The 21,075-nt window shown below is 65.3% G+C and carries 16 protein-coding genes, 1 other RNA gene and 2 pseudogenes; 10 read left to right on the top strand and 9 right to left on the bottom strand.

The features are described from left to right. Positions 1–26 precede the first annotated feature (26 nt). Positions 27–902: an alpha/beta hydrolase gene (locus tag XAXN_RS15940; protein WP_057655354.1), complete on the top strand. Its 876-nt coding sequence runs from the start codon at positions 27–29 to the stop codon at positions 900–902. A 213-nt stretch (positions 903–1,115) separates the two neighbouring features. On the opposite strand, the gene XAXN_RS15945 is transcribed toward XAXN_RS15940, so the two are convergent. Both XAXN_RS15945 and XAXN_RS15950 read right to left on the bottom strand, forming a co-directional pair. After that, positions 1,116–1,814 carry a glutathione S-transferase gene (locus XAXN_RS15945; protein WP_054320276.1) on the bottom strand — a complete coding sequence of 233 codons (699 nt, stop codon included), beginning with the start codon at positions 1,812–1,814 and terminating at the stop codon, positions 1,116–1,118. A gap of 170 nt (positions 1,815–1,984) precedes the next feature. Beyond that, complete coding sequence (locus XAXN_RS15950; RefSeq protein WP_054320277.1) at positions 1,985–2,194, bottom strand: cold-shock protein; 210 nt, start codon at positions 2,192–2,194, stop codon at positions 1,985–1,987. Between the two features lie 408 nt (positions 2,195–2,602). On the opposite strand from XAXN_RS15950, the gene XAXN_RS15955 reads away from it, so the two are divergent. The 3 genes from XAXN_RS15955 (at position 2,603) to XAXN_RS15965 (ending at position 6,620) form a co-directional block, all read left to right on the top strand. Further along, on the top strand, positions 2,603–3,151 hold the full coding sequence (locus XAXN_RS15955) for a YaeQ family protein (protein ID WP_042822730.1): 549 nt from the start codon (positions 2,603–2,605) through the stop codon (positions 3,149–3,151). After that, positions 3,148–4,329 (top strand): BaiN/RdsA family NAD(P)/FAD-dependent oxidoreductase, encoded by a 1,182-nt coding sequence (locus XAXN_RS15960; protein ID WP_054320278.1) that lies wholly within the window; start codon positions 3,148–3,150, stop codon positions 4,327–4,329. The genes XAXN_RS15955 and XAXN_RS15960 overlap by 4 nt, the downstream gene beginning before the upstream one ends. 221 nt (positions 4,330–4,550) lie before the next feature. Then, positions 4,551–6,620, top strand: coding sequence for a GGDEF/EAL domain-containing response regulator (locus XAXN_RS15965; RefSeq protein ID WP_054320279.1), 2,070 nt, complete (start codon positions 4,551–4,553; stop codon positions 6,618–6,620). Positions 6,621–6,720: 100 nt separating this feature from the next. On the opposite strand, the gene htpX is transcribed toward XAXN_RS15965, so the two are convergent. Then, positions 6,721–7,599 (bottom strand): protease HtpX, encoded by an 879-nt coding sequence (gene htpX / locus XAXN_RS15970; protein ID WP_054320280.1) that lies wholly within the window; start codon positions 7,597–7,599, stop codon positions 6,721–6,723. A 97-nt stretch (positions 7,600–7,696) separates the two neighbouring features. Here htpX and gluQRS point away from each other — a divergent pair, with 97 nt between their 5' ends. From gluQRS to XAXN_RS21865, 4 genes are all read left to right on the top strand, one after another. Further along, positions 7,697–8,596 (top strand): tRNA glutamyl-Q(34) synthetase GluQRS, encoded by a 900-nt coding sequence (gluQRS, locus tag XAXN_RS15975; protein ID WP_054320281.1) that lies wholly within the window; start codon positions 7,697–7,699, stop codon positions 8,594–8,596. Positions 8,597–8,677: 81 nt separating this feature from the next. Further along, on the top strand, positions 8,678–9,418 hold the full coding sequence (gene phbB / locus XAXN_RS15980; protein WP_054320282.1) for a beta-ketoacyl-ACP reductase: 741 nt from the start codon (positions 8,678–8,680) through the stop codon (positions 9,416–9,418). Positions 9,419–9,577: 159 nt separating this feature from the next. Beyond that, positions 9,578–10,153, top strand: coding sequence for a polyhydroxyalkanoate synthesis repressor PhaR (phaR, locus tag XAXN_RS15985; RefSeq protein WP_054320283.1), 576 nt, complete (start codon positions 9,578–9,580; stop codon positions 10,151–10,153). 58 nt (positions 10,154–10,211) lie between these two features. Beyond that, positions 10,212–10,286: non-coding RNA, sX9 sRNA (locus XAXN_RS21865), on the top strand. A gap of 53 nt (positions 10,287–10,339) precedes the next feature. Here XAXN_RS21865 and XAXN_RS15990 read toward each other — a convergent pair. The 6 genes and pseudogenes from XAXN_RS15990 to XAXN_RS16015 form a co-directional block, all read right to left on the bottom strand. Next, positions 10,340–11,314, bottom strand: a complete 975-nt coding sequence (locus tag XAXN_RS15990) for a TraB/GumN family protein (protein WP_054320284.1) — start codon at positions 11,312–11,314, stop codon at positions 10,340–10,342. Between the two features lie 33 nt (positions 11,315–11,347). Next, positions 11,348–12,283, bottom strand: a complete 936-nt coding sequence (locus XAXN_RS15995; protein ID WP_054320285.1) for a DUF1684 domain-containing protein — start codon at positions 12,281–12,283, stop codon at positions 11,348–11,350. Beyond that, positions 12,283–14,160 (bottom strand): DNA mismatch repair endonuclease MutL, encoded by a 1,878-nt coding sequence (gene mutL / locus XAXN_RS16000; protein ID WP_054320289.1) that lies wholly within the window; start codon positions 14,158–14,160, stop codon positions 12,283–12,285. The genes XAXN_RS15995 and mutL overlap by 1 nt, the downstream gene beginning before the upstream one ends. A gap of 137 nt (positions 14,161–14,297) precedes the next feature. Next, the gene (locus XAXN_RS16005) at positions 14,298–16,001 is read right to left on the bottom strand and encodes an N-acetylmuramoyl-L-alanine amidase (protein ID WP_054320290.1); all 1,704 of its coding nucleotides are present in this window, start codon (positions 15,999–16,001) and stop codon (positions 14,298–14,300) included. 70 nt (positions 16,002–16,071) lie between these two features. After that, positions 16,072–16,571 (bottom strand): annotated as a pseudogene (tsaE, locus tag XAXN_RS16010) (tRNA (adenosine(37)-N6)-threonylcarbamoyltransferase complex ATPase subunit type 1 TsaE). Beyond that, positions 16,568–18,055 (bottom strand): bifunctional ADP-dependent NAD(P)H-hydrate dehydratase/NAD(P)H-hydrate epimerase, encoded by a 1,488-nt coding sequence (locus XAXN_RS16015; RefSeq protein WP_054320286.1) that lies wholly within the window; start codon positions 18,053–18,055, stop codon positions 16,568–16,570. The pseudogene tsaE and the gene XAXN_RS16015 overlap by 4 nt, the downstream one beginning before the upstream one ends. A 24-nt stretch (positions 18,056–18,079) precedes the next feature. Here XAXN_RS16015 and queG point away from each other — a divergent pair. Both queG and xseA read left to right on the top strand, forming a co-directional pair. Next, a pseudogene (queG, locus tag XAXN_RS16020) lies at positions 18,080–19,148 on the top strand (tRNA epoxyqueuosine(34) reductase QueG). Positions 19,149–19,292: 144 nt separating this feature from the next. Continuing rightward, the gene (xseA, locus tag XAXN_RS16025; RefSeq protein ID WP_054320287.1) at positions 19,293–20,630 is read left to right on the top strand and encodes an exodeoxyribonuclease VII large subunit; all 1,338 of its coding nucleotides are present in this window, start codon (positions 19,293–19,295) and stop codon (positions 20,628–20,630) included. Positions 20,631–21,075 lie beyond the last annotated feature (445 nt).

Here is a 21,075-nt window from a genome sequence, read left to right on the forward strand (position 1 = left end):
CTCCCGCCCCGCTACCGATATTGCCCATGCCCTCGCGCGCTTCCCGATGGTTCCGTCCTGCCATCCTGTTGCTCGGTTCGTTGACCATGACGGCCTCCAGCAGCGTCTTCTTTGGTGGCATCAATGCCGCATCCAGCCGATCGGGCATCGTCGAGCATCGCGACCAGGTGTTCGATCCCGCGCACGGCCTGGCGCTGGATGTCTACCAGCCGCGCGGCGCAGTCGACGCGCCAGTGGTGGTGTTCTTCTACGGCGGCACCTGGAAGCGCGGTTCACGCGCCAACTATCGCTGGGTGGGCCGCGCACTTGCGCGCCAGGGCGTGGTCACGATGGTGGCCGACTACCGCAAGTATCCGCAGGTTAGACTACAAGGCTTCATGTCCGACGCGGCGGGCGCCACCGCATGGAGCTACCGCCATGCGCACCAATATGGCGGCAACCCGAGCCGGCTGGCGGTGATGGGCCATTCGGCAGGCGCGCATATGGCCGCGTTGCTTGGCACCGATGCCCGCTGGCTGCAGGCGCAGGGCCTCAATCCCCACCAGTTGTGCGGCGTGGTGGGCCTGGCTGGTCCCTACGACTTCATGCCGGTGACCGACCCCGAATTGGTCGAAATCTTCGGCGATGCGCCGGCAGCACAACGGCAATCGCAACCGGTGCGTTACGTCGGCGGCGACGAACCGCCCATGTTGCTGCTGCATGGCGATGCCGACCGCGTAGTCGAACTGCATAACAGCATCTCGCTGCAACAGGCGCTCAAGCGCGAAGGCGGCAGCGCCGAACTGAAGGTCTATCCGGGCATGGGCCATCTGGGCATCCTGCTGGCGCTGCGTAAATCCCCCGAGCGCTCGCAGGTGCTGCAGGATACGCTGCAGTTCATGCGCCAGTGCCGGGCGCCTTGAAGCGCAATCCGCCCTGACGTGTTGGGTATTGAGTGACTGTGGCAAACCACTGGCGGGCAGCGAGGCCGACGTCGGTATCGCTGGGTCGCAATTCGGAGTCGGGATGAGCAAATGCATCGCGATGAGAGATGGTCTGTCGTAGCAGTCGGCGGCGGGCGCAAACACAGTCCCGCCCACCTTCACTCGCACCCCGCTCCCTGCTCCCCGAAGCCTTCACTTCGTCGGCTTGCTTCCCATCAGCTCGAACGGGCCGCCTTTCTTCAGCGCAGCCTGATACGCCGGACGCGCGTGGATCCGCTCCAGAAACGCGTGCAGACGCGGGTATTTCTCCAGACCGCCGCCGCGTGCAGCCGCCGCCTGTACCGGGAAGCTCATCTGGATATCGGCGGCGGTGAAGCGTTCGCCAGCGAACCAGTTGCCGGCCTGCAACGACTGCTCCATCCAATCCAGATGCAAGGTGAGCTGTGGCCCGACGAAGCCCGACATTGCCTTGTCCACGATCGCACGCGCGATGGGCTTGGCAAAGAACGGCACCGGCGCGCTGCGGATGCGACCGAAGATCAGCGTCATCAGCAACGGCGGCATCGCCGAGCCTTCGGCGTAATGCATCCAATAGCGGAACTGCAAGCGCTCGGGCGAATCCAGCGGCCGCGGCGACGGCGACAGTGCGCACTCGGTGTCGTAGCGCTCGGTCAGGTACTCTAGGATCGCCCCCGACTCGGCCACCACCAGATCGCCATCGACGAGTAAAGGCGATTTGCCCAGCGGATGGATCGCGCGCAGCGCCGGCGGCGCCAGCATGGTCTTGGGGTCGCGCTCATGGCGCACGATCTGGTAAGGCAGCGCCAGTTCTTCCAGCAGCCACAGCACGCGCTGGGAACGGGAATTATTGAGATGGTGAACAGTGATCATGAGATGGCTGCGCGCGGAAAGCGCACATCCTACCGATCCAGGCGTCGTCGCCATGCGCAAGCAGCGCCTGGTGGACGCGCCGGCGAGGCTAACCGCCTGTTTGCAGGCAATAAAAAACGCCGACCGCTTGCGCGACCGGCGTTTTTGGCAACCTTACGGTTGCAGACGGATTAGACCGCCTGCACCTGGTCAGCTTGCATGCCCTTCTGGCCCTGCACGGCGACGAAGGTGACCTTCTGGCCTTCCTGTAGCGACTTGAAGCCGGTGCCCTGGATGGCACGGAAGTGCACGAACAGGTCCTGGCCGCTTTCCGGGGTGATGAAGCCGAAGCCCTTGGCATCGTTGAACCACTTCACGGTACCGCTCTGACGCTCTGACATTTACTACCTCCTGAACTATTGATGGATAAATCGCAGCGTCCGAAAAGCCGGAGCTGAGACTGAGTTGCAGGCGTTGGTAAAGCGGAACGATGAAGCGAGATCTGTAACGATCCGGCTGCACCAGGCCACGATTCACGGTGACCCTTGCAAACACAGTGCGTGCACAGTACTCGTGTTTTCTGCAAAAAGCGACACCCTGCGTCAAATCTTTTGCAGTCAGGTCCAATCCGACGGCCTGTCAGGACTGTCCCCATCCCGTTTGGCCTGATGACACCGCCTGACGCCCCCACACTTGCCCATGGTCGTACCATCCTGGTGTCAGCCACCCCAGAAGCAGCCGACGACGCGGCGACATCCGGCGCATGAACCGGACGCGTATCATAAGCGCCCTTTGCAACCGGCATCCTGATGGCCCTCACCGCCACCGTCCGCAGGGCGGAACTTCAGATCAGCGACATGGACCGCGGCTATTACGCCAACCATTCGCTGACCCTGGCCCAGCACCCTTCCGAGACCGACGAGCGGCTGATGGTGCGGCTGCTGGCGTTCGCGCTCTTTGCCGACGATCGTCTGGAATTCGGCCGTGGCCTCAGCAACGACGACGAGCCGGACCTATGGCGGCGCGACTACACCGGCGACCCGGATCTGTGGATCGACCTCGGCCAGCCGGACGAAAGCCGCGTGCGCAAGGCCTGCAATCGCTCGCGCGAGGCAGTGGTCATCGGCTACGGCGGCCAGGCCACCGAAACCTGGTGGAAGAAGCACGCCAACGCCATGGGCCGGTACCGCAATCTGCGCGTGATCGAGCTCGACTCGCAGGCCACCGAAGCGCTGGGCGCATTGATCCAGCGCGGCATGCGGTTCGACGTGATCATCCAGGACGGCGAAGTGCAGATGCTGGCCGACCACGGCAGCGTCACCCTGACCCCGATGGTGCGGCAAGCCCCGGTCGAATGAGCATGCGTTGCGACGTGCTGGTCATCGGCGCTGGCGCTGCCGGGCTGATGAGCGCCTTCACTGCCGGCCAGCGCGGCCGCCAGGTGCTGGTGATCGATCATGCCAACAAGGTCGGCAAAAAGATCCTGATGTCCGGTGGCGGGCGCTGCAATTTCACCAACACCGGCACCACGCCTGGCAACTTCATTTCGGCCAATCGGCATTTCTGCAAATCCGCACTGGCGCGCTACAGCCCGGCGGATTTTGTGGAGATGGTCGAGCGGCATGCCATCGCCTATCACGAGAAAGAGCTGGGCCAGTTGTTCTGCGACATCTCCTCCAAGCAGATCGCGCGCATGCTGCTGGACGAATGCGACGCGGCCGGTGTACAGATCCGCACCCAGTGCGATGTGCTGTCGGTTGAGCGCGGCAGCGACGGCTTCGAGGTCCAGACCAGCCAGGGATGCATGCAGACGCAGTCGTTGATCGTGGCAACCGGCGGGCTGTCGATCCCCAGCATGGGCGCCAGCGGCTTCGGCTACAGCTTGGCCAAACAATTCGGCCACGCCCTGCTGCCCACGCGTGCCGGACTGGTGCCGCTTACCTTGAGTGGCAAGCATCAGGAACGCCTGCAGGAACTGTCCGGCCTGGTCCTGCCGGTCGAAGTGCAGTGCAACGGGGTCAGCTTCCGCAATTTCATGCTGCTCACCCATCGCGGGGTCAGCGGCCCGGCGATCCTGCAGATTTCCTCGTACTGGCAGCCGGGCGACGACTTGCGGCTGGATCTGCTGCCAGGTCGCGATGCAGCGGCATGGCTGCGCGAACAAAAGCAGCAACGCGGCGCCACCGAGCTGCGCAACGTGCTGGCCGACGTGCTGCCGAAACGGTTCGCGCAACGCTTGTGCGAGATATGGCTGCCAGACAAGCCGGTGCGTCAGCTGGATCCGCCGCAGCTGAAGGCCGCTGCCGAGCTGCTCGGCAGCTTTCCGCTGATCGCCAGCGGCACCGAAGGCTACCGGACGGCTGAAGTCACCCTGGGCGGGGTCGATACCCATCAGGTCTCCAGTGCGACCATGGAGTCGCGCCTGGTGGCGGGCCTGTATTTTGTCGGCGAGGTGCTGGATGTCACCGGCTGGCTGGGCGGTTACAACTTCCAGTGGGCGTGGGCGTCCGGCCATGCAGCGGGGTGCGTGGCCTAACGCCGCTGGCGAGGCATTACTGGTCGCCCAGCGATCACTCAGGCGCCTTGAACGCGCTGTCGCGGCATGGACCGCACGTAATGAACACAGTCGGTATGCTTCGGACGGCATCTTGCAAGCGCAAATATTGCTCTACGTCTCACACTTGATGCGGCATGCTCCACACACATGGACGTGCCAAACCCCTTCGTGTATTAAAGCCCGTCTCTAGGGAGCCGCGCATGCAAAAAGGCAAAGATCTCACCCTCCGCTTGATGATCGTCGACGACAGCGTGGAAAGTGCGGAGACCATCGTCACCGCGCTGCGCAATGGCGGCATTGCGGTGCGTCCATCGCGACCGCAGAACCAGGAGGAACTGGCGAGCATGCTGTCGGGCCAGATCGATCTGGCCATCCTGGGTCAGGCGCAGCAGATCCCCATGAGCGCCTTGCAGACCCAGATTGCCGGCAGCGGCAAGGACATCCCGATCATCCTGCTGGCCGAGCGGATCGAAGAGAACGCCCTGGTCGAGGCCGCTTCGCACGGGGTACGCGCCATCGCATTGCGCCACCGCCCTACACACTTACTTGCACTGGTGCGCTCGGAATGGGACGACCTGCAGGCCCGACGTGGACTGCGCCGCATCGAAGCGCAGATGCGCGAGACCCAGCGCCGCTGCGACGCACTCATCGCCTCCTCGCGCGACCCGATCGCCTACGTGCATGAAGGCATGCATATCCGCGCCAACGATGCATATCTGGAAATGTTCGGCTTCGAGTCGTTCGACGATGTCGAAGGCATTTCGCTGCTGGACATGATCGCCGCGCAGTACGTCGACGATTTCAAACAGCTGCTCAAGGCAATGTCCAAGGGCGAGCCGCCGCCGGCGCAGTACAAGCTCGACGCACGTCGCGTGGAAGGCGACACCTTCCCGGCCACGATGGAGTTCGCCACCGCCACTTACGAAGGCGAGCCGTGCATCCAGGTGGTGTTCCGGCGCCGCGAGGAGTTCGACCCGGAACTGGCGCGCGAGGTCGAAGACTTGCGCCAGCGCGACCAGGTCACCGGCTTGCTCAATCGCCCCACCTTCATGGTGGCGCTGGAACAGGCAGTGGCGCAGGCCGGCCGCAGCGAAGGCCAGTCCGGCTTCCTGTTGATCGAGCCCGATCACTACGCACGCATCCTGCCGGAGTTCGGGCTGGATTCGGCCGATGTGCTGATTGCGGCGCTCGCCGCGCACGTGGCGAGCGTGCTGGACGACAGCGTGTTGGCCGCGCGCTTCGGCGAACACAGTTTCGCCCTGCTGATGAACGGAAATTACGCGCGCACGCATGCGCTGGCGGAAACCGTGCGCAATGCGTTCGCGCAGCATGTCGTCAGCGTGGGGACGCGCTCGGCCACGGTGACGGTGAGCATCGGCGGCGTGCAGATCGGGGAGAAAATCGCCAACATCGGCCAGGTACTCAATCGCGGTACCGAGGCGGTGCGCACCACTGCCGAGCTCGGTGGAAACGCGGTCAGCATTTACGACCCGGCTGCGGCGGATCGGGCCGAAGAAGAACGCATCGAACGTTGGGTCGAGCAGCTGCGCGAAGCGCTGGTCGGCGACGGTTTCCTGCTGCATTACCAGCCGGTGCTCAACCTACAGGGCGAGCCGCTGGAGCTGTATCAAGCCTTTCTGCGCCTGGAACGCAATGGCGAAATGATGTCGCCGAACGCGTTCATGGCCATTGCCGAAGAGCACGACCTTGTCACCGAAATCGACCGCTGGGTGGTGGCGCGGGCAATCCGGCAACTGGGCGAACGCCAACGTGCCGGGCACAAGACGCACCTGTTGGTGCGCATCGGGCCGAACTCGTTCTCGGATCCACAGATGATCGACACCATCCGTGAGCAATTGGCGGTCTACGGCGTCCCCGGTGAACGGCTGTGGCTGCAGACACCCGAGTCGAAGGTGTTTACGCACCTGCGCAACGCGCAACAGTTCCTGGCCGCAGTGTCGGCGATGGATTGCAAGGTCGGGCTGGAGCAGTTCGGCTCGGGCCTGGATTCGTTCCAGCTGCTGGCGCATTTCCACCCGGCCTTCCTCAAACTGGATCGTGGCATCACCGGCGACATCGCCTCGGCGCGGGACAGCCAGGAAAAGATTCGCGAAATCACCTCGCGCGCGCAACCGGCCGGCATTCTGACCATGGCCGAATTCGTCGCCGATGCGCAGTCGATGAGCAGCTTCTTCAGTGCCGGGGTGGACTATGTCCAGGGCGATTTCGTGGCACCGACCGGGCCGCTGATGAACTACGAGTTCGGCTGAAAGCCGGCAGCGCCCGCTCGTTTGCACCATCGCAAGGCAACAAAAAACCCGCGTTGCGCGGGTTTTTTGTTGCCTGCCAGGTAGCCACGGATTCGGCCACTTACATGGCACTGCCGCTGGCGGCGCGCAGCGCAGCGATGCGTTCGGTGAGCGGCGGATGACTCAGGAACAGGCGGCGCAAGCCCTCACCCACTCCGCCAGAGATGCCGAACGCCTGCACTTGCGAGGGCAAGGTGTTCTGGCCTTGGTTGAACGACAGCCGCTCCAGTGCAGCGATCATCTTGCTGCGGCCGGCCAGCTGCGCGCCACCAGCATCGGCGCGGAATTCGCGACGCCGCGAAAACCACATCGCAATCATGGTCGCGAACAGGCCGAACACCATCTCCAGCGCGAACACGATGATGTAGTACGCAAAGCCACGACCGCCTTCGCGGTTGCCCGACAAGGCGCTGTCGATGATGCCGCCGACCACGCGGGCGAGCACGATCACGAAGGTATTGAGCACGCCCTGCAGCAGCGCCATGGTGACCATGTCGCCGTTGGCAACGTGGGCGATCTCGTGGCCAAGCACCGCCTCGGCTTCATCCTGGCCCATGTTCTGCAGCAAGCCGGTGGACACCGCCACCAGGGCGTTGTTGCGGTTGGCGCCGGTGGCGAACGCATTGATTTCCGGGCCCTCGTAGACCGCCACTTCCGGCATGCCGATGCCGGCAGCCTGGGCCTGACGGCGCACGGTCTCCAGCAACCAGCGCTCGGTCGGCGTGCGCGGCTCGGTGATGACCTGCGCACCGGTGCTGCGCTTGGCCATGAACTTGGACAGCAGCAAGGAAATGAACGAGCCGCCGAAACCGAAGATGGCGGCCATCACCAACAGGCCACTCATCTGCGCGGGATTGACGCCCAGCAACGACATGACGATGCCGGCGAGCATCAGCACCGCAAGATTGGTCAGCAGGAACAGGAAGATGCGGTTGAACATGGCGCGGTGGCTCCACGGATGCAGGGTGAACTGTTGCGGATCTGCGGGTGTCGCGGCTTGAAATCAAGCAAACACCTGACCGACGATTCAGCTGTCCATGCCATCGCCCTCCTATCTCGGCCGCTTCGCGCCCTCGCCCACCGGCCCCCTGCACTTCGGCTCCCTACTGACAGCATTCGGCAGTTGGCTGCTGGCCCGGCATGCCGGCGGGCAGTGGTGCTTACGCATCGAAGACATCGACCCGCCGCGTGCCGAACCCGGCGCCAGCGAACGGCAGCTGCGCACGCTGGCCGCGTTCGGGCTGCACTCGGACCTGCCGGTGATCAGGCAGTCCGAGCGTGATGCGGCCTACACCGCGGCAATCACCCGACTGCTGCAGACCGGCCAGGCATTCGAATGCAGCTGCAGCCGTGCCAATCTGGCCGGCATGGGCGGCATTCACCACGCCTGCGTCGCGCCGTTGGGCGAGCGCCGTGCCGTGCGCCTGCGGGTGCCGCCGCAATCGCCGGTTGGCTTCGACGACGCCTTACAAGGCCAGGTACTGCAGGACGTCTACGTCGAGGTGGGCGATGTGGTGCTGCGCCGTGCCGATGGGTATTGGGCGTACCAACTGGCGGTGGTGGTGGACGACGCGGCGCAGGGCATCACCGATGTCGTGCGCGGCGCCGACCTGCTCGACTCCACCCCGCGCCAGATCTTGTTGCAGCGCGCATTGGGCCTGCCGCAGCCGCGCTACGTGCACCTGCCGCTGATACTGGATCGCGACGGCCGCAAGCTGTCCAAGTCACACGATGCGCCCGCACTGGACGACGCCGATCCACTGCCGAGCCTGCACGCCGCCTGGGTCGCCCTGGGCCAACAGGCCGACGCGCTGCCGCGGCATGCAGCCGTGGAAACCCTGCTGCAGCACGCCGTGCAGCATTTTTCGCCACGGTTGCTTCCACGCCAACGCGAGCTGGACTTCGATGTACGCGCATCCGGCCTCCAGCGTGACTAGAATTGCGGCCCGGCACCGGCGTACGGGCGCAGCATCCCGCACCCAAATCGCCCTCAGCCTCATTTGTTGATTGGAGTCGTCATGACATCTCGCGTCGCATTGGTCACCGGCGGCACCGGCGGTATCGGTACTGCCATCTGCAAGCGCCTGGCCGACCAGGGCCACCGGGTCGCCAGCAACTTCCGTAACCAAGAAAAGGCACGCAACTGGCAGCAGCGCATGCAGGCGCAGGGCTATGAGGTCGTCCTGTTTCGCGGCGATGTGGCCTCGTCCGAGCATGCGCGCGCGCTGGTGGAAGACGTCGAAGCCTCGCTGGGGCCGATCGAGGTATTGGTCAACAACGCCGGCATCACCCGCGACACCACCTTCCACCGCATGAGTGCCGAACAGTGGCACGAGGTCATCAACACCAACCTCAATTCGGTCTTCAACGTGACCCGCCCGGTCATCGAGGGCATGCGGAAACGCGGTTGGGGCCGGGTGATCCAGATCAGCTCGATCAACGGGCTCAAGGGCCAATATGGTCAGGCCAACTACGCCGCCGCCAAGGCCGGCATGCATGGCTTCACCATTTCGCTGGCGCGCGAGAACGCCGCCTTCGGGGTCACCGTCAATACGGTCTCGCCCGGTTATGTGGCCACCGACATGGTGATGGCGGTGCCGGAAGAAGTGCGCGCCAAGATCGTGGCCGATATCCCTACCGGTCGCCTGGGCCGGCCGGAAGAGATCGCCTACGCGGTGGCCTTTCTGGTTGCGGAAGAGGCTGCCTGGATCACCGGGTCCAATCTGGACATCAACGGCGGCCACCACATGGGCTGGTAACGTTTGCTGCAACTTTGCGGTGCAGCATGGATCTTGCTCAAAAACCATGTTGCGCAACATTTTTAGTGTGTCCGCTTAAGCAAATAAGGCGTTTTGGCTGTTGCAAGCACTGCTGCGGTGCGCCATCCTGCGCGCACTATCAGTGTGGGTGAACGTTCCATGGCCGGACTTCGCATCATCAAAAAGTATCCCAATCGCCGTCTCTACGACACGGAAATTTCCAGCTACATCACTATCGAAGATGTGCGCCAATTGATCATCGATGGCGAAGAATTCGAAGTACGCGACGCCAAAAGCGGCGAGGACCTCAGCCGCGCAGTGCTGCTGCAAATCATCGCCGACCGCGAACAGGACGGCGAGCCGATGCTCTCCACGCAGTTGCTGAGCCAGATCATCCGGTTTTATGGCGACTCGCTGCAGGGCTTCATGGGCAACTACCTGGAGCGCAGCATGCAGGTGTTCCTGGACCAGCAGCAGCAGTTCCGTCAGCAGATGGGCAACCTGCTCGGACAGACCCCGTGGGCGATGATGAACCAGCTGACCGAGCGCAACCTGGAGTTGTGGCAGGAGTTCCAGCGCAACTTCGGCGCCGGCTTCGGTCGCCCGGGTGGCCCTGGCACGCCGCCGAATCCGCCCGGCGCGAGCGGCCTGGGCAGTGGCCCGATGGGAACCGGCACGAATGGCTCGGCAGGTGGCAATCATGGCACGACCGGCAAGGCCCGCAACCGCGGCTAAGAGCGCCAGCACACGATTACGCAGCCGCCGGGCAGATGCGGCCGGTGCCGGAGTCCTCATGTCCTACTCGTACACCCCGGTTCCGCTGCGCCGGCCATGCCACATGCGGGTTGGTCGCGGTATGGTGTCGACTGTTTCAATCATCGGACGCCGCGCCAGAAGCGTCACGCTCCCAGGCGCAGCCAATCAGTGGCTGGCCTGCTTCGCGCAGGCCGAGCAGATCCGCTCCACGTGGTAGCCGCGTGCACGCAGACGCTCCACCACCCCGTCATTGCCTAGCAAATGCAGCGCACCGACCACCACCAGCGTGGTTCCGCTGCCTTTGCCGAGCCGCTGTTCCAGCCGCGGCACCCAGCGCGCATTGCGCTCGACATTGATGTCATGATACAGCGCCGGATACTGGCGGTGCATGTCTTCGGCCATCTGCGTGGAGAGTGTCTGCACATCGCCATTGCGCCAGGCTGCGTGCAGTTGGCGTAGCTGGTCGGTGGCATCGGCCTCGTCCAGCGATTCTTCCAGCAACTGATGCTGCTCGGTCGGCGACATGCCATCGAGCAAGCCGATTTGTTCGGCGGCGCGCTCCAGGCCGTCGGCCGGTTTGCCACGCGCCTGCGCCTGTTCCATCAGGTAATGGTCCAGCCCCGCGTTCGGGTCCATGCCTTGCCGGGTCATCTCCACCAGGCTGATCGTCAACGCCACGAACCAGGGCTTGAGCGGTTGCAGGCTCGCCAGCGACATGCCGTACTTGCGCGTGTAAGCGCTCAGCGCCTGCCAGGTCTTCGCATCCAGCGTGTCCTGCAGCGTACGCCCGTCGGTGCGCCGCGCCGCCTGCAACATGCGGCTGGCCAGCTCAGGCGATTGCGCATCGTCGGGCGGCAATTCGAACAGCAGACGGTCGGCCTTGGCGAAGGCCTGCATCACATCCGGCGACAGCGGATAGTCGCTGGGCTTGAGCACATGAAACGAGCCCAGCAGATACAGCGTGCCGCCCTTGCCATCGACCTTCCACAGCAGCGGTACCGGCGGGCCTGCGGACGCGTCGCCGGCACCGCGCGCCCACACCGGTACGAGCGCCCCGCTCCACAAGGTCAGGCCGAGCAGCGCGCCACTGCACCAGGTGGCAATCCGCTGGCGTGTCGAGGTTGTCCGTAGCCCGGTCACGATGCTTCTCCGCACGTGTGAATGTCGCGCATGTCAGTGCGGCACCTTGTAGGCCTTCTCGCCTGCCGACACCGCCAGATCGATGCGATTTTCCGGCGGCGGCAGTGGACAGGTGGCGAACGGGGTGAACGCGCATGGCGGGCTGTAGGCGCGGTTGAAATCGACGATTACATGCCCCGAGGCATCGGGCACGTCCAGATCCAGAAAACGTCCAGCCGGATAGCTGCCGTGGCCGCTGGTGCAGTCGGCGAATACCACGAACATCGGCCGCCCCGGCTCGCCGATGGTTTCCAATCGATAGGTCTTGCCGTCGCGTTCGAACTCGACCGCGCCCACGTTCGGCTGCTCGCCGCTGATCCCGACGATGTCGACGATTGGGATGGTCTTGCCGACGGCGTTGGGCACGTAGCGCGCGTTGATGCGCCAGGACGGATCAAAGGGCCAATAGTCCAGGCCAGCGAAGTGCGTGCGCGAGCTCGCGTCGGCATGCTTGACCCGTAACGCATACCGGTCGCCGCGATGGATCAGGCTCAACACGCCCTTGCCGTCGTCGAAATGGATCAGGGTGGGCTGCGGATCGCGGTCGGACTGGAAGCGGATCCGGTTGGTCAGCGGCTTGCCATCGAGGGTCAGCGCCGCGCCACGCTCGGGCACGAACCAGACCGCGCTGTTCTCGTTGGAGACCATGCCCATCTTGGGCGGGCCTACCGCGAGTTTGATACCGCTGTCGGCACTGCTGCCGATGTAATGCGCCTTCAGCGACAGCCAATGCAGGCCGACCAGACTGGTCCAGCCATCGGGCGCACGCAGCTCCTTCAGCCGCGCTTCGCGCCAGGCGGCGGTGTCGGCCAGAAATGTCTTGTCGCGTGCGACCGGCGCAGCCGGCGGTGGCGCATCGCGCCCGCAACCGACCAACGCTGCTGCGACCAGCATGCCGAGCAGCCAGCCCTTCCCCCTGTGCACTGCCATCAACGCCCCCTCAGAAACCAACGATCGATATCGCTCAGCGTAAACCGCGCCCAGGTCGGTCGGCCATGGTTGCACTGGCCCGAGCGTTCGGTGGCTTCCATATCGCGCAGCAGCGCGTTCATTTCCGGCACGGTGAGGCGGCGGTTGGCGCGCACTGCGCCGTGGCAGGCCATGGTGGAGAGCAGTTCGTCGCGTGCGCTGGCGATGCGGCGGCTTTGACCATGCTCGCGCAGATCGCCCAGCACGTCGCGCAGCAGCGCCTCCGGCTCGGCGTTGGCCAGCAGCGCGGGAATGCTGCGCACGTACAGCGACTGCGGGCCGGCGCGGGTGATCTCGAAGCCGAGCGTGGCCAACGTCTCCGCTTCGCGCTCGGCGGTGTCGGCTTCGCGCTCGCCCACCGCCAGCGTGATCGGCACCAGCAAGGGCTGCGCGTGCAGGCCGATGCTGTCGTGCGCATTTTTGAGCCGCTCATAGCCGATGCGCTCATGCGCCGCGTGCATGTCGACCACGATCAAGCCTTCGGCGTTTTCGGCCAGGATGTAGATGCCGTGCAACTGCGCGATGGCATAACCGAGCGGCGGCACACCGCTGTCTTCTGCAGTTGCCGGCAATCCGGTGCTGGCCATGCTCGGCATGCCTGCCGATTGCTGCGCGCTGCTCGGCGGCGGCGCATACAGCGCGCTGTAGGCGGCGCGGGCCTCGTCCACACGCAATCCCAACGGCGTTTGCGAAGGCGTCCAGCTGGCGTAGCTGTAGGTGCCATTGCTGCTTCCAGGCATACTAGCATGGCTAGAAGCGCCGTTGCCAGCGAGACTGCCCATTCCGCCGGAGGTCGTCCCCATGTCACCGGCGCCATCGCTACCGATGCTGTTTGGCATGGCGCCGGCACGGGTATGCGCCAAGGCATCCTGCAGGGTGCGATAGACGAAATCGTGGATCAACCGCGCCTCGCGGAAGCGCACCTCGTGTTTGGCCGGGTGCACATTGACGTCCACGCGTGCCGGGTCCAGCTCCAGAAACAGCACATAGGCCGGCTGACGGCCATGGAACAGCACATCGCCGTAGGCCATCTTCACCGCATGCGCCACGCTGCGGTCCCTGACCGAGCGGCCGTTGACGTAAAGGTATTGCTGGTCGGTGCTGGCACGCGAGTAATGCGGCTGCGCGATCCAGCCATGCAGACGCAGACCGGCGCCGCTGTGGTCAACGCGCAAGGCCTGGCGCGCAAAATCGTCGCCCAGCGTTTCGCCCAGCCGCGCATCCGAATACAGATCGCCCGGCTTGTAACGCCGCGACGGCTTGCCGTTATGCGAGACGCGCAATTCCACATCCGGCCGCGCCAGTGCCAACGAACGCAACCATTCTTCGATGTGGCCGAGTTCGGTGCGTTCGGCACGCAGGAATTTGCGCCGCGCCGGTACGTTGAAGAACAGTTCACGCACTTCGACCGTGGTGCCCGGCGCATGCGCGCGCGGCACCACCTCGCCCAGGCGGCCGCCATCGATTTCCAATGCGGAGCCGTGTTCGGCATCGTGCCGGCGCGATGTCAGGGTGAAACGGCTGACCGAGGCGATCGACGGCAAGGCTTCGCCGCGAAAGCCGAGCGTAGCGACCGTTTCCAGGTCGTCCAGCGAAGCGATCTTGCTGGTGGCATGCCGCGACACCGCCAGCGGCAGTTCGTCCGGGGAGATGCCGCCACCGTTGTCGCGGATGCGGATCAGCCGGACACCGCCTTCTTCGAGCTCGATATCCACGCGCGTGGCACCGGCATCGAGTGCGTTTTCGACCAGTTCCTTGACCACCGATGCGGGCCGCTCGACGACTTCGCCGGCAGCGATCTGGTTGATCAGAATCTCGGGCAACTGGCGGATCGCCATCAGCGCACGCTCCATTGCGGCACGCGCGAGATGCGGTAGATCGGCGGTGTGACAGGCAAGACAGACGTCGGCACGGCAATCCGGCGGCGCACAGGCGCCATCATCAAGGAATCAGTGCGCAATGATAGCCGAGCGGGTCAGCGGCTGCCGCCGGCCACGGTGCCGACTGCATCGGCTTCGGCCTGCGCACGCGCGGCGAACAAGGTGCCCGGCGGCGGTTGGCGGGTAAAGAAGGTATCGATGCCGTCCAAGACGGCTGCGGCGATCTTGCGCTGGTAGGCCGGGTCGATCAGGCGGCGTTCTTCGTCCGGATTGGAGATGAAGGCGGTTTCCACCAGCATTGCCGGCATGTCGGAGGTCCGCAGCACTGCAAAATTGGCGCGTTCCAGTAGCGGCTTGTGGTTGTTGCCGATGCGCTTGAGCCCTCCCAGCACATGGCCGGCGGCATCTTCCGAGGCCTTCATGTGGCCGCTCTGCGCCAGGTCGAGCAATACGTTGGCCAGGGTGCTCTCGGTTTGCTGCAGGCGCACGCCGCCAACCAGATCGGCGGCGTTTTCCTTGTCGGCCAGCCAGCGCGCACGTTGCGACGAGGCACCCTTGGTCGACAGCACATACACCGAGGAGCCAGTGGCGCTGCGATTTTCGGCGGCGTCGGCGTGGATGGAAATAAAGATGTCGGCCTTGGCGGCGCGGGCTTTTTGCGCACGCATCGGCAACGGAATGAACACGTCGGTATCGCGGGTCAGGTAGGCCTTCATGCCCGCCGTGGCGTTGACCTGGCGTGCCAGTTCACGGCCCACCGCCAAGGTGACGTCTTTCTCGCGCTTACCGGTAGGACCCATGGCGCCCGGGTCCTGGCCACCATGACCCGGGTCGATCGCCACGATCAAGGGCCGCATGCCCGGTGCCATCTTGATCCGCGACGCTTCGCTTGGCAGCACCGGGCGCGGCGGCAGGTCTTCGTCTCCTGCGGCAGCCACTGCGCTGGAGGCATTGTTGGGGACGGTTGCTGCGGTATTACCGGAAGTTGCGCCCGTCGGTGCGCTACCGCCATTCAAGATGGCAGCGGCAGATGCACTGCTGCCCGCCACTCCTACCCCAGACGGTACGTTGGCGTTGGTCACAGAGGCACGGTTGGATGTGTTGCCGGCAACGCCGGTCGGCGCTGGTGCACTCGTGGTCGCGGGCCGAGGCGTCGGCACACCGGTGGCGACGGTGGTCGGCACGGGGGCCTCAGTGACAGTGGGCATGGCCGATGCCGGCACAAACGGTGCAGGCGGCGGAGTCGACGGCTGGGGCGGCGACTCCGCCGCGGAGGCCCGTTGCGCAGACGCGGCCAAGGCTGCGGTTGCGCGTGCAGCTTCGGACTGCGCATTGAGCGGACGTGGTGCTGGGGCCACCGTTGGTGCAGCCGAGGCGATTGCGGAAGCTGCCGCCGGCGTCGGATCGCCAGGCCATTCGATCACCAAGGTCGACGCGCTGCCCAGCGTCTGCATCTGCGGCTTCAGCGGTGTTACTGGCGCTGCCAGTTCGAACACCACGCGGAATGTGCCAGCCACCGGCTGACCGGTGCGCACCGAGGTCACCAATCCGGCAGCGCGCGGCAGTTTGAGACCACGCACGCCTGAGGATTCGGGAAAATCGACAACCAGGCGTGTCGGGTTCGCCAGCGACAGCGTTTTGAAGCCGCCACTGCCGGCCAGCTGAATTTCCGCGCGGGTACCGGTGGCCCCGGTACTGACGCCAACGCCCTTGATTTCGCCGGCCCAGGCAGCAAAAACCGCCAGGCTCAAGCTGGCGGTCAGGGCGGAAAGACAGAACTGGCGGATTCCCGGTGTCATGGCGCTGGATTCAATCATCCAACTGCGTGAATTGCAAGGTAATTTCCCTTAATAATCCGTAACCTGGCGTTCATTCTTCTTGTGAGGCGGCAAAGAGGGCCTGCAACTGGGCTGCTGTGACAGCCTTTCCATCCAGGCATGTCCGATGGCACTGCGACCAAGCAACCGAACGCTGCGGCCGTCACCAGCGACGGCCAGTTCCACGTCCAGATCCACCGGCGGCAGTACGCCAGCACCGCGCTCGGGCCATTCAACCAGCCACAAGCTCGCACTGCCTTCGTCGAGCCCGAGAAAGTCCAGCTCTCCGGCATGGCCAATGCGGTAGAGGTCCAGATGCCAGGCTTCATCGCCGGTTGCCAGCGGATAGCGTTCCACCAACGTGTAGGTGGGGCTGCGGATCGGACCGGTGACACCGAGCGCACGCAGCAGCGCGCGAGCGAGCGTGGACTTGCCCGCGCCGAGGTCGCCATGCAACTGCACCACCGCGCTGGCCGGTCGCACTGCGGCCAGCGCTTGGCCCAGGGTTTCGGTGGCCTGCACGTCGTGCAGTTGTGCGTTGAGTTCGATCATGCAATGGCTCCAGCGTTGGCGAGACGGCGCAGCTCGGGAAGCAGGTCGGTGGGCAGCAGGCCGCGCTCGCCTGCGTGCGCTGCCGCATCGCCGCCACAGGCGTGCAGCAAGGCGCCAAGGCTGGCGGCAGCGAATGGCGAAAAGCCCTGCCCCAGCAATGCCGCGATGACGCCGGTCAACAGATCCCCCATTCCGCCCACCGCCATGCCGGGATTGCCCGCGTCGATGATGCGGGGCAAGTGACCTGGCGACGCGACCACGGTGCCGGCGCCCTTGAGCACGACCACTGCGTCGTAGCGTTTTGCAAGTGCAGCAGCAACGGCCGGACGATCGCGCTGAATCTGTCGGGTCGAAAGGCCCAGCAGACGGCCGGCTTCGCCCGGATGCGGCGTCAGGATGCGCGGACCACGCGGTGAAACGTCGTTGGCGGCCAGCAGATTCAGCCCATCGGCATCGATCACCACCGCCGTATCGGCTCCCAGCGCCGCGCGCCACAACGCCTGCGCCCAGGCGTCCTGCCCTAGCCCGGGCCCGAGCGCGACTGCATCGGCCGCCTTGGCCAGTGTGGCGATGTCGTCATCGGCCTGCACGCCACGCGCCATCGCTTCGGGGCAGCGCGCCAGCAGTGGCGTGACATGCTCGGCGCGCGTTGCGACCTGCACCAGCCCGGCGCCGCTGCGCAACGCCGCTTCGGCGGTCAGCATGATCGCGCCGCCGCTGCCGAGATTGCCGCCCACGCACAGCACCCGCCCGGATTCGCCCTTGTGCGTGTTGCGGCGACGCGGGCGCAATTGCGCCGCAAGGGCGTCGCTATTCCAACTGTGTGCGGCTGGTGTGAGCCCGTCGAATGCTGAAACCGGCACCTCCAGCGAAGCCACTTCACGCTCGCCGGCGTGTTCCAGCGCATCGCCGGTGTAGAGCCCCAGATGCGGCACGATGAACTGCAAGGTCACTGCTGCGCGTACCGCCGCACCGAATGCCACCCCATGGTCGGCATCGATGCCGCTGGGCACATCCAGCGCGAATACCGGTACGCCCGACGCGTTGATGGCGTCGATCAGCCCGGCGATCGCATCGTCCGGTGCGCGATTCAGGCCGATGCCGAACAGCGCATCGACGATCACATCGGCCTGCGCCAGCGGATACGGAAACAATTCGATTGCACCACCGACGGCGAGGTAGTCGGTACAGGCGCGCTGCGCGAGGTCGGAGGCGGGGCCGTGCTCGGGTAGGTGCACCACGCGGACCTGACGCCCTGCGCGGTGTGCCAGGCGCGCCAGCACATAGCCGTCGCCGCCATTGTTGCCGGTGCCGCATACCACCAAGATGCGGCGCGCCTGCGGCCAGCGTTCCAGCAACCACTGCCAGGCAGCCTGCCCGGCGCGTTGCATCAGGGTGTAGCCGTCGCCGCCGAGCAGCGTGGTGGCCTGCGCATCGAGCATGCGCGCGGCGGTAGTGTCGTAAAGATCGAGGGGTGCGTACATGCCGGGAATTCTATACTTGTCGCCATGTCTGCCGTCCTTGCCCGCCCCGACCCTGCCGATGCCGCTGCGCGCATTCGCGTGCTTGCGCGCGAAGCCGGCTTTCAACGCTGCGGCATTACCGGCATCGAGCTGGGCGAAGACGAGGTGCATCTGCGCAGCTGGCTGGAAGAGGGCCTGTACGGGACCATGCACTGGATGGCCCAGCACGGCGACAAACGCTCGCGCCCGCAGGAACTGGTTCCCGGCACCCTGCGCGTGTTGTCGGTTGGCATGGATTACGGCCGCAAGGACGACACCGAGGCCTGGAACACCTTGCACGACGGCAACCGCGCCTATGTGGCGCGCTATGCGCTGGGGCGCGATTACCACAAGCTGATGCGCAGCCGGCTGCAGAAGCTGGCCGAGCGCATCCAGGGCGAAATTGGCGCATTCGGTTTCCGCGTGTTCGTCGATTCGGCGCCGGTGCTGGAGCGCGCACTGGCGCGTAACGCGGGGCTGGGCTGGATCGGCAAACACACCTGCCTGATCGATCGCAACGGCGGCTCGTGGTTCTTTACTCGGCGAGATCTACCTCGACCTGCCATTGCCCATCGACACGCCCGCTACCGCGCATTGCGGCACCTGCACGCGCTGCATCGATATCTGCCCGACGCAAGCCATCATCGCGCCCTACCGGCTGGATACGCGCCGCTGCATCGCCTACCTCACCATCGAACACGACGGCGCAATTCCCGACGACATGCGTAAGCCGATCGGCAACCGCATCTTTGGCTGCGACGACTGCCAGCTGATCTGTCCCTGGAACAAGTTCGCCAAGCGCACCGACGAAGCCGATTTCCGCGCCCGCAACGACCTGGACGTGGCCACGCTGCCGCAGCTGTTCGCCTGGAATGAGGACCAATTCCTGCGCCGCACCGAGGGCAGCCCGATCCGACGCAGCGGACACGAGCGTTGGCTGCGCAATATTGCCGTGGGACTTGGAAATGCGCCTGGCACACCCGAGATCCTGGCCGCACTGGAAGCGCGTCGCCACGACGACTCGGCGCTGGTGCGCGAACACGTTGGCTGGGCGCTGGCGCAACACGACCTCTAACCACCCAGGCGACTTGTTAGCGTGTTGCGCATGCGGCAGCTGCCGCATGCACGCGCATGCGTTGGCCATCGGCGCGGCCACCGATGGCCTCGGCGTTCGCGAGCCAATCCCCCATGACCTTCGTCGCTACGAGATAATGCAGCGATGGCCGACCGCAACGAACAGATCCTCACTCCCAGCCAGCTCAATTCACTGACGCGCGACCTGCTGGAAGGCAGCTTCCCGCTGGTGTGGGTGGAAGCCGAACTGAGCAGCGTCACCCGGCCCTCGTCGGGACATCTGTATTTCACGCTCAAGGATGCGCGCGCGCAGATCCGTTGCGCGATGTTCAAGCCCAAGAGCACCTGGCTGAAATTCCAGCCGCGCGAAGGCCTGCGCGTGCTCGCGCGGGGGCGCCTGACCCTGTACGAAGCGCGCGGCGACTATCAGTTGGTGCTCGACCATCTGGAAGAAGCCGGCGAAGGCGCGCTGCGTCGGGCCTTCGACGAACTGCGCGCGCGTCTTGCCGCCGAAGGCCTGTTCGATACCGGGCGCAAACAGGCACTGCCTGCGCATGTGCAGCGGCTGGCGGTGATCACTTCGCCCAGCGGCGCGGCGGTGCGCGATGTGCTCAGCGTGCTGGCGCGGCGTTTTCCGTTGCTGGAAGTGGACCTGCTGCCGTCGCTGGTGCAAGGCGACAGCGCTGCCGCACAGATCACCTCACTGCTGCAACGCGCCGATGCCTCCGGGTGTTACGACGTCATCCTGATCACCCGCGGTGGCGGCTCGCTGGAGGATCTGTGGGCCTTCAACGACGAACGCCTGGCGCGCGCGATCGCCGCCGCGCAGACGCCGGTGGTGTCTGCCGTGGGCCACGAGACCGACTTCAGCCTCAGCGATTTCGTGGCCGACGTGCGCGCACCCACGCCCTCGGTCGCGGCCGAGTTGCTGGTCCCCGATCAACGCGAGCTGGTCGCGCGCGTACGGCGTGCGCAGGCGCGCATGACCCAACTGCAGCAACACGCCCTGGGCAATGCCATGCAACGCGCAGACCGGCTGGCACTGCGCCTGCGTGCGCAGAGTCCGCAGGCGTGCTTGCAACTGCTCCATCGCCGCCAGGAAGAGGCCGGCCGCCAGCTGCGTGCGCGCATGACGCAGGTGCTCGAACGCTTGCAGGCGCGTGTACAGCATGGGCAAGCGCAGCTGCAATCGCACAACCCGCAACGCCATCTGGCCGGCTTGCAGCAACGCCTGCGGGCACTGCACCCGCAGGCGGCGATGCAACGTCGCCTGCAGCACGATCAGCTACAATTGCGCAGCATTGCGCGCTCGCTGGAAGCGGTCAGCCCGCTGGCCACGGTCGCGCGCGGCTATGCCATCGTGACCCGCCCTGCCGACGGCAGCGTGGTGCGCAGCGCTGCCGAGGTAGTCACCGGCGAACGCCTGCGCGCGCAGCTGGCCGATGGCAGCATCCAGGTGCGTGTGGAATCTGGCGAAAGCTGACCGCCAATCCCGCACGCCCCTTCGGCTTCTGGGGACACTGGCGACACCAAGCGCCGACATGAACTCCCCCGAAGATTCGTACTTCAGTCAGGGCCGCCCAGGCAGGCGCGCTACCAGACAACGCCTGAACAACGTCACGGCATGGCGCGTGCGCCCAGGATGTCGCTCGATCATGGCGGTCACCATGCTGAGCGTCGATCACCTACGCATGATGGAAGGTGCTCGTCAGCAAACCTCGTGACTCGATCAAGCGCCTGCGCACCGTCATGCGGCGCCTGGCCGGCACCAAACAACCTTAGGGCAACGCTGATCAAGCCCCGTTCCCGCGTTTCGCGGGAGGTTGGATGCACATAGACGATGGGGCGCGTAGATCGCTTTGCCCATTCAGGGCAATCCCGGTGATCGAGGCCTCTGTTGGGAGGCCTCTGTGCTTCATGTGGGCAAC

Origin of the sequence: Xanthomonas axonopodis (genome assembly GCF_001304695.1) — a bacterium.
GTDB lineage: Bacteria > Pseudomonadota > Gammaproteobacteria > Xanthomonadales > Xanthomonadaceae > Xanthomonas > Xanthomonas axonopodis.